Genomic DNA, 10,556 nt, shown 5'->3' with positions numbered 1-10,556 from the left:
CCCTGCTCGTTGGCGACCTCGGCGAGGTGCGCGCCGCGCACCTTGGCCGCGCCGACGAGGGCCGCGCTCTCCGCCGCCACCCGCGATTCCCGGCGCGACAGCGCCTGCCTGGCCCGCCAGCCCAGTGACGGCTTGCCCGCGGTATCGGAAGCGGCGATCAGCAATCCACCGAGCAGCCCCAGATCCTTGAGGAACCCCGCCAGCTTGGCCGCGCGGCGATCCGGGTCCGGCTCGGCCCAGAAGTCCTGTTCGGTGACGGTGCCGGGGACCACGGTCGCGGCCAGCACCAGGGCGGCCGGTCGCGGCGCGCGGCCGCTGGCCAGCAGCACACCACCCGCGATCTGGGCCACGGCGTTGACCTTGACCAGGCGGCCCGGGTCGTCGGGTATCCGCGCGGCCAGCGAATCGGGCAGCGTAGCCCTGCTCTGGTCGGCGAGTGCGGTCGCCGCGGCGGCACGCGGTTTCGGGTGCATCAACGCGTTGACACCACCGGCGACGAATGTGGTCGCCAACAGAGTGCGGGCAACACGGCGGACTGGCTTCATCGGCATCGTCTGATCCCTTCGTCTACGACTGGGGAGAACGGCTCCTCCCCATTCGACTACCCGGGACCCCACACCACAAACGATCCACACAACGATCCGGTCACACCCGCCCGCTACCGTCGACGCCGTGTCCGACACCACCGTCCGCACGGCCTACGCCGCGATCCACGAGCTCTACATCGATCTGTTCGGCAGCCCCGACGACCTGCATCCCGACGACGCCGACCTGGTCCTGCGCCGGCTCGCCGACGTGCCCGGTCCGATCCTCGATCTGGGGTGCGGCCCCGGCCACTTCACCCAGCTCCTGCACGCCGCCGGCGTCACCGTCACCGGCGTCGACCTGGTCCCCGAATTCATCGCCCACGCCCGCTCGCGCTACCCCGACGTGGCGTTCCGCGTCGGCTCCCTGCGCGCGATCGACGTGCCCACCGCCTCGGTGGGCGGCATCCTCGCGTGGTTCTCCCTGATCCACTTCACGCCGGCCGAGTTGCCCGCCGTCCTGGCGGAATTCGCCCGGGTGTTGAGGCCCGGCGGCCGGCTGGTGCTCGGCTTCTTCGACAGCGCCGAACAGGTCGAGATGTTCCCGCACAAGGTGACCGCGGCCTATCGCTGGCCGGTCGACGAGCTGGCCGAGGTGCTTCGCGCGGCCGGCTTCACCGAACTCGAACGGCGGCAGCGTCCGGCCGAGGGTGACATCCGCCCGGTGGCCGCCCTCGCCTGCTCACGCGCTCATCGGTAGTTCGGGTGGGGCGGGCAGTCGCACCGAGGTCGCCCGCACCACGCGGAACTGCCCCGGTGTCATGCCGGTCTCGTGCTGGAAGACCCGGTAGAACTGCCGCGTCGAGGAGAACCCGCTGGCCTCGGCGATCCTGGCCACCGACCGCGCCCGGTCGCGCAACAGCAGCTGACGGGCATGGCGGACCCGCATCCGGCGCAGCATGGCGGCCGGACTGGTGCCCAGCAGGGTCTCGAAGGCGCGGTGCAGGGTGCGCCGGGAGACCAGGCACCCGCGCGCGATGCCGTCGACGGTCAGCCGCGGATCGGTGAAGTGCCTGCGCAGGAACACCAGCAGCTGTCCACGCGAGAGCGCCCGCGCCTGTGTGACGACCGTCCGGCGCGCCGAGGCGGCGACGATCGAACGCACCAGGTCCAGACCGCCCGCCGCCAGCGGCCCGGCCTGCTCGGGCCGCGGCAGCGCCGCGACACCCGCGAAGAACCGGGCGATCACCTCGCCCGCGCCCGCGGCCGGGACGTGCAGCGGCAGCGCCGCCCAGAACGCCGGACTGGCGGCGAACACCTCGACCGGCAGCCGCAGCACGACCTGGGCCCAGTCGCCGTGCATCGCCCACCGGAACGACTCGCTCGCCCGGTAGACGACGAGATCGCCGGGGCCGAACGCGATCCTGCGCCCGGATTGCTGGATCTCCCCGGTCCCGTCGAGCTGAATGCTCACCAGCAGCTCGTCGCCCCGCGCGGCCGACTCGCGCCGCCGCAGCGTCTGGCGTCCCGCCCGCAGGATCGTCAGCTCGAAGCCGGTGAATCGATGTGATTCGATCCGCCCCGGCGTGCGCGGCTCCGTGCCGTATTCCACCCGAACCGGGGCGAGAGCCTGCGATACCCGGCGCACCCAGTCCTCATCAGCGCCCATCTCAGATTCCCCCTGACCCGGCACATTTCGCGTCCTGAACGGATTTTCGAAGATTTCTTCCTCGAGATCACCTCTGCGCCAAAGGTTTTCAGACGAAGGTGACGCACACCAACCGAGCGGCCGGAATGCCTTCTCCGGGGATAGTAAAATCTTCAACGAATAGCCCACCGACATCACTGTTCGCGGTGCGGACAAATAGCCTCGGCGCACCCGATGTGATCGACATCAACCCGGTAATATCCGCGCCATGGCGGACGAGCGTTCCCGCTCGGCGAACGAGAGCGACAACGAACTGACGCCACGGGAGCGACTAGCTTGGCGTATCTACCTCGCCGGAAAGTCCGATCTCGACGAGGTCGTCAACCGCCAATTGGAACAGGGCTACAACCTGAGCTTTCCCGAATTCCGGATTCTGCTCGCCCTGCACCGCGCACCCCATCGCGCCCTGCGCATGAGCGTGCTCGCCGACCGCGTCCACGTCTCCCGTGGCCAGCTCACCCACCTGGTCCGCGCGCTGGAGTCCCGCGACCTGGTGCTGCGGCGGCCCGACCCGCACGACCGCCGTGGCGTCGTCGCCCACCTCACCCCCGCGGGCACCCGCACCGTGGCCGCCGCCCTGCCCGGCCACGAGAAAATAGTCCGCGACCACTTCGTCGAACCCGTCACCGACACCGCGCTCGATACCGTCGCCGACGCCTTCGGACGTATCGTCCGAAATACGAAGGAATTGTCGTCAGGGACCGGAAAGAGCTCCGAAAAGGCCCGCCCGGAACCCACTGATTCGAATAATTGAATAGAAAGTCGGCCGAGTTCCGTTAGTGCGCGGCAGCGCTGATGACGCCGCGCACGACGCTTTCCAGCGCCTCGGCGGTCCGGTCTAGCGGCCGGATATCGCGCTGCGCCCGGCACAGGGCGACAGTGCCCTCGAGCGCGGCGACGATCAAGGTGGCGGTCCGCTCGGCGGCGTCCTCGGCCGCCCCGTGCGCGCGCAGCGATTCGGCGAGCAGGACCGTCCAGTGTCCGAACGCCTCGGCGGCGGCGCGGCGCGGCTCGTCGTCCTCGTCGGGCTGATCCTCCACCGACACCGCCAGCACCGGGCAGCCCGCCTGGAAATCACTGTCCACCAAGATCTTTCGCCACATGGCGACAAACGCGCGCAGACCGGACACCGGACCGGCCGACAACTCGGCGGTCAGTTTGCGCACGGTCAGCGCGTCGGCCAGGCGCACCGCCTCGGCGGCCAGTTGCGATTTCCCGCCGGGGAAATAGTGATAGGTCGAGCCCAGCGGCGCACCGGAATGCTTGGCCAGCTCGCGCACGCTCGTCGCGTTCAACCCGCGCCGCCGCAGCATGTCGGCGGCACCGGCCACCAGTCGATCGCGCGCGTCCGACTGCGCCATCCCGCACCTCCTTGCCCATAACGACCGTCATAGCGTACCGTCCATGATTTATAACAGTCGTTATAACGGAGGTGTTCCCATGCCGATGATCCAGCTCACGCTGCCCGCGGGCGTCCTGACCGGTGAGGCCCGGCAGCGGTTGCAGAAGACGCTCGCCGCCACCCTGCTCAGCTGGGAGGGCGCTCCCGACACGGCGTTCTTCCGGGCCCAGGCCTGGTGCCTGATCACCGAGGTCCCTGCCGGCGCCTTCGGCACCGCCGAAGACGAGTTGCCCCGCTTCCGGGTCGACGCCACCGTCCCGGAGGGCGCGCTGTCGGACCGCCGCAAAGCCGGTCTGGTCGAGCAGGTGACCGCCGATGTCCTCGCCGCCGCCGCTCTCACCGAGGCCGACGCGCTCCGAGTCTGGGTCCTCATCCACGAACAGCCCGAGGGCACCTGGGGCGCGGCGGGCAACATCATCCGCTTCGCCGAGCTGAAAGCGCTCGCGGCCCAGGCTCGCGGCTGATGCGCGAACTGCACCTGGTCCGTGCTCATCACCTCGCCTGGCGCGAACGACCCGACCCGGTCCTGCGGGGGCCACGCGACGCGCTCGTCCGTCCGTTCGTCGCCGCCAGGTGCGACGGCGACACCATGCCGATCCACCGGCACGTCTCCCGGGCCATGCAGCTCGGCCTGCGTGCCGGATTCATCGACCCGGTGGTGGCGAGCATTTGCGGTGACGTGCCGTTCCGTGGTCCGTTCGGCATCGGCCACGAGTGCGTCGCGGAAGTCGTCGAGGTGGGCCCCGAGGTCACCGGCCTGGCCCCCGGCGACGTCGTGGTCGTGCCGTGGGCGGTGTCGTGCGGGGCATGCCCGGAATGCGCGCGCGGGCTGACCGCCAAGTGCGCGACGACCCGCACCGGCACGCTGGCCGCGTTCGGTTTCGGACCGGCCAGCGGACCGTGGGGCGGCATGGTCGCCGATCTGCTGCGCGTCCCGTTCGCCGACCACATGCTCGTGCGCGTGCCCGGCGGAATCGACCCACTGCGCGTCGCCGCCGCCAGTGACAATCTCACCGATGCTTGGCGCTGTGTCGTCGGCCCGCTCGCCGAGCGCCCCGGCGGTTCCGTGCTCGTTCTGGCCGGCGCCGCGCAGAGCATCGGCCTCTACGCGGCCGGGCTGGCGGTCGCGCACGGCGCCGAGGTCGTCGACTACGTCGATCACCGCCCGGAACGCCTGGCGATCGCCGAAAAGCTCGGCGCCCGCGCGCATCCGATCGCCACGGGCAAGCTCCGCCGCACCGACCTTCCCGCCCGGCACTACGACATCGCCGTCGAGGCCACCTCCACCGCCGCCGGCGTGGACGCGGCCCTGCGCGCCCTCCAGCCGGGCGGAATCTGCACCCCGGTCGGCTACTACCTCGCACCGGGCACGAAGGTGCCGCTGATGCACATGTACGCCAACGACGCGACGCTGAAAATCGGTGTGTCCCATGTCCGTCCGCATCTGCCTGACCTGCTCGACTTCATCGCCGGTACCGAGTTCCCCGCCGAGACCGTCACGACCCTGCTGGCAGACTGGGACGACGCGCCCGAGGCCTACCGAGCCCACACCACCAAGCTCGTCCTGCACCGGCCGCCGCTGGGGCCGGCCGCGTAGCCGGGCGCGGAGGTCAGGCCGCCAGAGCCAGGCTCTCGACATCGAGGCGGTCGGCGCTCGCCCGGGCGACCAGCCGCGCGACGGCCTCGGCGACCCGCGCGGGCTGCTCGAGGATCACCGAGTGGCCGGCGCCGTCGATCAGGACGAAATCCGCGAAGTCGACGGCGGCGGCCATGGCGACCGAATGCGACGGCGGGGTCATCAGGTCGGCCGAGCCGCACAGCACCAGGGTGGGGATCTGCGACAGCACGGGCAGCGCGTCGGTGCGGTCGAACGCCTTGAAGGCGCTCAGGAAGGTCGCCATCGTGACGATCGACGTCGCGTTGTGCATCGCCTCGGCCAGCGCCAGCACCCGCGCGCTGACCGTGCGATCACCGAACTCGGCGGCCCGCACGACCGGCGCGAAAACCTTGCATGCCAGCACCTTCACCTGCTGCATCAGCCGCGGCGCGCGCCGGACGGCGGCCTGGAAGACGGCGATGATCGGGTTGCGCAGCAGCCGCCCGAAGCCCGCGTCGGCGAGCCCGTTCGCGGCGGTCGCGACCAGCCCGACGCCGACGATGCGGGTGCCGATCTCCGCGCGGTACAGGTCGGCGTAAGTCAACACGGTCATGCCGCCCATCGAATGGCCGACCAGCACGACCGGCCCGGTCGGCGCGACGGCGTCGAGCACCTCGTGCAAGTCGCGGCCGAGCTGTTCGAGGGTGTAGGTCTGGCGCGGCGCCGTCGCCGAGTCGCCGTGGCCGCGATGGTCGTAGCAGACGACCCGCGCACCGGGATGATCGCGCAGCAGGGTGTCGCGCACATCGGTCCACGACTCGGTGCGCAGGCAGTGCCCGTGGATGAGGACCACGGTGAGCTCGGCGTAGCGGCTGCCGTATTCGCGAACCGCGAGCTCGACTCCGTCACCGGTCGTGACCGTGACCCGACGCTCCGAGTGGGCGGTGATGCTGCTCGACATCGGAACCTCCGGATCGCTGACGGTGACAGGTTCAACTCTGCGCCGAATCCGTCCCCGTCATCAGGTCCCCGAGTGCTGGCGCCGAACCCCCGAGGGTGCGCAGAACCCCACCTTGGTGCACCGGGGCTACCGCGGCGCGGCCCGCCGCTTCGGACGCATGCCGTCGACTTGGCCACCTGAACGCACCCACCTCTTCATCGCCGATCACTACGCCGACCCGCTGGCCCCCAGCCTGATCACCCGTGCCGCCCTCGACCCCGACAGCGCAGGCGCCTACGTCATCGGCGGCCTACGCCACGGCATCGCCCAGTAACTCCGCACGACACCCCACCGGCCAGCACCTGGCAACCGACCGCCTCTGGCGCCTGACCGCCGCTACCCTCGGAATCATCAGGAGCCAGGGGGGCACATGACAAACGACCGGACAGCCGCGACCGCACTACGACAGCGATCACGAACCTTCCGAATCGCCACGGGCATAACGCAAGTAGTCCTCGGCATCGGCGCCGGCTATCTGATCAACTGGGCAACCCTGCTCGGCACCCTGAACCTCCTGATCGCCGCCGAGTGGGAACTCCCCTGGCTGCTCGACATCTGGTTCGTCCCCCTCGCGGTGACCTCCGGCCTCGTAGCCACCCTCTGGTTCACCCGCCCGACGATCAGGCCAGCCCTGATCGCGGCAGCGACGAGTTCCCTGCTGACCACAGCGACGTTCGTCTGGATCTTCGCGACGTGGTAGCAACACGCACGCCTACTTCCGGTCCTGCCTTACTCTCACCTTTGTTCAATATTTCAACATGTTCAACTAAAGTGAACACTATGGAAGACCGAACGAGTGAACGCGACATCGAGCACCTGGTGACCCAGGCGATGTCGGCGGTCTCGATCGAGTTCGAGCTGCAGCACTGGACATCGGAGAACACAGCGATCGTCGCGGTAAGCCGCAACGGCTTCGACACCCAGTACCGGATGGCATGGCTACCACACGCCACTCTGTCAGAACTCTCGAAGCTCGAGCAGCACGACGAATCGCACCGGCTCCTGGTCGCAGGACCACTGATCAGCAGCAGAACAGCGGAGGCACTCCGCGACGCGCGCATCGACTACATCGACGACGCGGGGAACGCTCATCTGACCTTCGGCCCGGTCCTGATCGACATCCGCGGACGCCGCGGCACCACTTCCGAGAAGCGTCGGTCACTCCCGGCAGCCAACCTGTTCAGCGTCCGGAGGATGCAGGTCCTGTTCGCGTTGCTGACATGGCCAGACCTGGCGAGCAAACCGGTGCGCATGATCGCCGACACCGCCGGGACATCCGTCGGGATCACGCAATCGACGCTGGAGATCATGAAGGAGTCCGACTATGTCATCGGGAGATCGCTCCATCGGCGCGATGAGCTCATCGATCTCTGGTCTGCGGCGTATCGAGGCACCTTGATGCCGAAGATCCGCGAGGCCTCCTTTACCGGGGATATCGCGCACTGGACGCCGCCGCCGGGCCATCTCGTCAGTGGCGAATCCGCGATCGAATCGATCCGGCAGCCAGAGACGCTGACCGTCTATGTCAAGAACTTCGACCCGATCGTTGCCATCCAGAACGGATGGCGGAAATCCGACAATCCCACCATCGAGATCCGGCGAAAATTCTGGACCGAGCCGCCGTGGTCCACCGCACCCGACCGGTACGGCACCTTCACCGAATCGGCAGCCCCACCACTGATGGTGTACGCAGACCTCCTGGCCTCGAGAGAACCACGGCTGTCCGAAGTAGCGAGCGCCCTGAGGAGGGACCGGCTTGTTTGACCTCCAGCGCATCACCACGCAGTCGCTGGACCTGGTCAGCAGAGTGGTCGACGCATTGGTGACGAACTCGGGTGCGGACGACGCATCGATCATGGTCATCGGCGCACACTGTCGCGACTTGCTGCACGCATCGTTCGGACGCACCGATCTACTCCGTGCAACCAGTGACGTCGATATCGGTATCGCCGTCGATGGCGATACCCGGTATCGACAGATAGTTTCGTCCTTCCCCCGGTCGGGCACTACCGAGATCCGCCACACGATCGCGGGTGTTTCGGTCGACGTGGTGCCGTTCGGTGACATCGAAGACCCGGCCGGAACCACCGTCCTGTCCAGCCGACGGGATTCTCTCGACGTCTTCGGCTTTCGAGAGGTTTTCGGGTGCTCGCAGGAAGTTCTCCTGCCGAGCGGGAACCGCGTTCGGATTCCCACACCCGCCGGATACACCGCGCTCAAGTTGAAAGCTTGGTGTGACCGATCCAGCCACGGCGAATACAAAGACGCCGGCGATATCGCGATTGCCTGTGGCTGGTATCAGGAGGACGGCGAAGTCCATGCATCGCTGTACGCACAGCGCACCGATCTCCTTCTGAGGGCTGACCTCGACCTCGATGTCGCGACGTTGCTCCTGCTCGGCGAGGAGGTGTCCGATGTTCTCGGAAGCAGCCGAGTGGAAGAGCTGTCCGCAGCCTGGCGGCAGAGCAATCCGGAACTACTCGTGGAGTACTTCGCGCGTCAGCGGTCGAGAACGCGCCCTGACCACGCGGCGGCGCATCGAGCGATCGAGGGACTTACGGCGTTCCTGTCATCGTGAATCCGCGGGACCGATCAGCGGACCACCTGGCCGCAACGCCCGGCGCCACGTTCGCAACAACCAATGCGCCTGGGGATCCTTCAATTCACCCCAGGCGCAACGACTTACACGTTGAAGCGGAACTCGACGACGTCGCCGTCGGCCATGACGTAGTCCTTGCCTTCCATGCGGACCTTGCCCGCGGCCTTGGCGGCCGCCATGGAGCCCGCCTCGACCAGGTCGGTGAAGGCGACGAGTTCGGCCTTGATGAAGCCGCGTTCGAAGTCGGTGTGGATGACGCCGGCGGCCTTGGGGGCCGTGTCGCCCTGGTGGATGGTCCAGGCCCGGGCTTCCTTGGGGCCTGCGGTGAGGTAGGTCTGCAGGCCGAGGGTGTGGAAGCCGGCGCGGGCCAGGGCGTGCAGGCCGGGTTCGGTCTGGCCGATGGACTCGAGCAGTTCGAGGGCGGACTCGTCGTCGAGTTCGAGGAGTTCGGCTTCGACCTTGGCGTCGAGGAAGACGGCGTCGGCGGGGGCCACGGCGGCCTTGAGTTCGGCGACCTTGGCCTCGTCGGTGAGCACCGATTCGTCGGCGTTGAAGACGTAGAGGAAGGGCTTGATGGTGAGCAGCGACAGTTCGCGCAGCAGCTCGCCGTCGACCTTCTTGCCCGCGGCGAACAGGGTGGTGCCCTCGTTGAGGAACTCCTGGGCGACCTTGGCGGCGTCGAGCAGCGGCTTGCGGTCCTTCTTGACCTTGGCTTCCTTCTCGAGGCGCGGGATGGCCTTCTCGAGGGTCTGCAGGTCGGCCAGGATCAGCTCGGTCTCGATGACCTCGATGTCGGCGGTGGGATCGACGCGACCGTCGACGTGCACCACGTCGTCGTCGGCGAACACGCGCACCACCTGGCAGATGGCGTCGGCCTCACGGATGTTGGCCAGGAACTTGTTGCCCAGGCCCGCGCCCTCGGAGGCACCCTTCACGATGCCGGCGATGTCGACGAAGGACACCACGGCGGGCACGATCTTCTCGGAACCGAAGATCTCGGCCAGCTTGTCCAGGCGCGGGTCCGGCAGCGGGACCACGCCGACGTTGGGCTCGATGGTCGCGAACGGGTAGTTCGCGGCCAGCACGTCGTTCTTGGTCAGCGCGTTGAACAGCGTCGACTTTCCGACGTTGGGCAGGCCGACGATTCCGAGGGTGAGGCTCACGAGGAGCAGAGTCTACGCGGTGCGACCTGTCGCCGAACCACCGGAACCCGCCCCGCACGGGCGGGGCGGGCCGACAGTGATCACGGGACCAGGACGACCTTGCCCAGGTTGGCGCGCTGCTCGATGACGGCGTGCGCGGCGGCGGCGTCGTCGAGGGCGAACTCGGCGTGCACGACCGGGTGCAGCAGGCCGGAGGCGTAGAACTGCCAGACCTGCTGGCGCAGGTCCTCGTAGCGGGCGGGGTCGCGCTGGGCGAGGCGACCGATCCGGAAACCGGACAGCGTCTTGCCGCCGGCCAGCAGGTCCTCGGTGTCGATGAGTCCGCCGCCGGTGCCGTAGGTGACGACCCGGCCGCCCTCGGCGAGCGCGCCGATCGCGGCGCCCAGACCGGTGCCGCCGACGCCGTCGAGGCCGAAGTCGGCCTGCTTGGCGGCCTGCAGCCGGTCGTAGGTGACGACCTCGTCCGCGCCGAGCCCGGCCACGAATTCGGCCTTGGCCTCGTCGGACACCGCCGCGACGACCCAGCCCGCGCCACGGACGCGGGCCAGCTGCACGGCGAGGTG

At 68.7% G+C, this 10,556-nt stretch carries 13 protein-coding genes and 1 pseudogene; 8 read left to right on the top strand and 6 right to left on the bottom strand.

The features are described 5' to 3' along the window. A partial coding sequence (locus V8688_RS29395; RefSeq protein WP_342802159.1) for a DoxX family protein occupies positions 1 to 551 on the bottom strand: 551 nt, incomplete at its 3' end. Between the two features lie 121 nt (positions 552 to 672). Here V8688_RS29395 and V8688_RS29390 point away from each other — a divergent pair. Next, on the top strand, positions 673 to 1,284 hold the full coding sequence (locus V8688_RS29390; protein ID WP_342802158.1) for a class I SAM-dependent methyltransferase: 612 nt from the start codon (positions 673 to 675) through the stop codon (positions 1,282 to 1,284). On the opposite strand, the gene V8688_RS29385 is transcribed toward V8688_RS29390, so the two are convergent. Further along, complete coding sequence (locus V8688_RS29385; RefSeq protein ID WP_316575971.1) at positions 1,267 to 2,193, bottom strand: AraC family transcriptional regulator; 927 nt, start codon at positions 2,191 to 2,193, stop codon at positions 1,267 to 1,269. The genes V8688_RS29390 and V8688_RS29385 overlap by 18 nt on opposite strands. A gap of 247 nt (positions 2,194 to 2,440) precedes the next feature. Here V8688_RS29385 and V8688_RS29380 point away from each other — a divergent pair, with 247 nt between their 5' ends. Beyond that, the gene (locus V8688_RS29380) at positions 2,441 to 2,986 is read left to right on the top strand and encodes a MarR family transcriptional regulator (RefSeq protein WP_316575972.1); all 546 of its coding nucleotides are present in this window, start codon (positions 2,441 to 2,443) and stop codon (positions 2,984 to 2,986) included. 22 nt (positions 2,987 to 3,008) lie between these two features. Here the strand turns inward: V8688_RS29380 and V8688_RS29375 are convergent, their stop codons facing one another. Beyond that, complete coding sequence (locus V8688_RS29375; protein ID WP_342802157.1) at positions 3,009 to 3,593, bottom strand: helix-turn-helix domain-containing protein; 585 nt, start codon at positions 3,591 to 3,593, stop codon at positions 3,009 to 3,011. 79 nt (positions 3,594 to 3,672) lie between these two features. Here V8688_RS29375 and V8688_RS29370 point away from each other — a divergent pair, with 79 nt between their 5' ends. Continuing rightward, positions 3,673 to 4,098, top strand: a complete 426-nt coding sequence (locus tag V8688_RS29370; protein ID WP_342802156.1) for a tautomerase family protein — start codon at positions 3,673 to 3,675, stop codon at positions 4,096 to 4,098. Beyond that, entirely contained in the window at positions 4,098 to 5,231 is a 1,134-nt protein-coding gene (locus V8688_RS29365) for an alcohol dehydrogenase catalytic domain-containing protein (protein ID WP_342802155.1), read from the top strand. Before V8688_RS29370 ends, V8688_RS29365 begins: the two co-directional genes overlap by 1 nt. 13 nt (positions 5,232 to 5,244) lie before the next feature. Here V8688_RS29365 and V8688_RS29360 read toward each other — a convergent pair whose 3' ends face one another. Further along, positions 5,245 to 6,192, bottom strand: a complete 948-nt coding sequence (locus V8688_RS29360; protein WP_218719848.1) for an alpha/beta hydrolase — start codon at positions 6,190 to 6,192, stop codon at positions 5,245 to 5,247. A gap of 178 nt (positions 6,193 to 6,370) precedes the next feature. Here V8688_RS29360 and V8688_RS29355 point away from each other — a divergent pair. The 4 genes and pseudogenes from V8688_RS29355 to V8688_RS29340 form a co-directional block, all read left to right on the top strand. Beyond that, a pseudogene (locus V8688_RS29355) lies at positions 6,371 to 6,605 on the top strand (TetR/AcrR family transcriptional regulator); the annotation flags it as partial. Next, a complete protein-coding gene (locus tag V8688_RS29350) occupies positions 6,602 to 6,931 on the top strand; it encodes a hypothetical protein (RefSeq protein ID WP_342802154.1) in 330 nt (109 codons plus the stop codon). The pseudogene V8688_RS29355 and the gene V8688_RS29350, both read left to right, overlap by 4 nt. An 80-nt stretch (positions 6,932 to 7,011) precedes the next feature. Then, positions 7,012 to 7,995, top strand: coding sequence for a type IV toxin-antitoxin system AbiEi family antitoxin (locus tag V8688_RS29345; RefSeq protein ID WP_342802153.1), 984 nt, complete (start codon positions 7,012 to 7,014; stop codon positions 7,993 to 7,995). Beyond that, positions 7,988 to 8,809, top strand: a complete 822-nt coding sequence (locus V8688_RS29340) for a hypothetical protein (RefSeq protein WP_342802152.1) — start codon at positions 7,988 to 7,990, stop codon at positions 8,807 to 8,809. The genes V8688_RS29345 and V8688_RS29340 overlap by 8 nt, the downstream gene beginning before the upstream one ends. Before the next feature lie 104 nt (positions 8,810 to 8,913). Here V8688_RS29340 and ychF read toward each other — a convergent pair whose 3' ends face one another. Beyond that, positions 8,914 to 9,993: a redox-regulated ATPase YchF gene (gene ychF / locus V8688_RS29335; protein ID WP_342802151.1), complete on the bottom strand. Its 1,080-nt coding sequence runs from the start codon at positions 9,991 to 9,993 to the stop codon at positions 8,914 to 8,916. Positions 9,994 to 10,073: 80 nt separating this feature from the next. Further along, positions 10,074 to 10,556, bottom strand: a 483-nt coding sequence (locus V8688_RS29330; RefSeq protein WP_342802150.1) for a zinc-binding dehydrogenase, incomplete at its 5' end; no start/stop codon positions are given.

Origin of the sequence: Nocardia sp. No.11, from assembly GCF_038752175.1 — a bacterium.
In the GTDB taxonomy this organism is placed as follows: domain Bacteria; phylum Actinomycetota; class Actinomycetes; order Mycobacteriales; family Mycobacteriaceae; genus Nocardia; species Nocardia canadensis.
The sequence above is the reverse complement of the archived record's forward strand: the minus strand, read 5'-3'. Positions and strand labels throughout refer to the sequence as shown.

What these genes read in the sequence shown, in the direction of transcription:
- V8688_RS29385 (WP_316575971.1), bottom strand. Translation starts at nt 2,193, where the DNA reads ATGGGCGCTGATGAGGACTGGGTGCGCCGGGTATCGCAGGCTCTCGCC.
- V8688_RS29380 (WP_316575972.1), top strand. Translation starts at nt 2,441, where the DNA reads ATGGCGGACGAGCGTTCCCGCTCGGCGAACGAGAGCGACAACGAACTG.
- V8688_RS29375 (WP_342802157.1), bottom strand. Translation starts at nt 3,593, where the DNA reads ATGGCGCAGTCGGACGCGCGCGATCGACTGGTGGCCGGTGCCGCCGAC.
- V8688_RS29370 (WP_342802156.1), top strand. Translation starts at nt 3,673, where the DNA reads ATGCCGATGATCCAGCTCACGCTGCCCGCGGGCGTCCTGACCGGTGAG.
- V8688_RS29365 (WP_342802155.1), top strand. Translation starts at nt 4,098, where the DNA reads ATGCGCGAACTGCACCTGGTCCGTGCTCATCACCTCGCCTGGCGCGAA.
- V8688_RS29360 (WP_218719848.1), bottom strand. Translation starts at nt 6,192, where the DNA reads ATGTCGAGCAGCATCACCGCCCACTCGGAGCGTCGGGTCACGGTCACG.
- V8688_RS29350 (WP_342802154.1), top strand. Translation starts at nt 6,602, where the DNA reads ATGACAAACGACCGGACAGCCGCGACCGCACTACGACAGCGATCACGA.
- V8688_RS29345 (WP_342802153.1), top strand. Translation starts at nt 7,012, where the DNA reads ATGGAAGACCGAACGAGTGAACGCGACATCGAGCACCTGGTGACCCAG.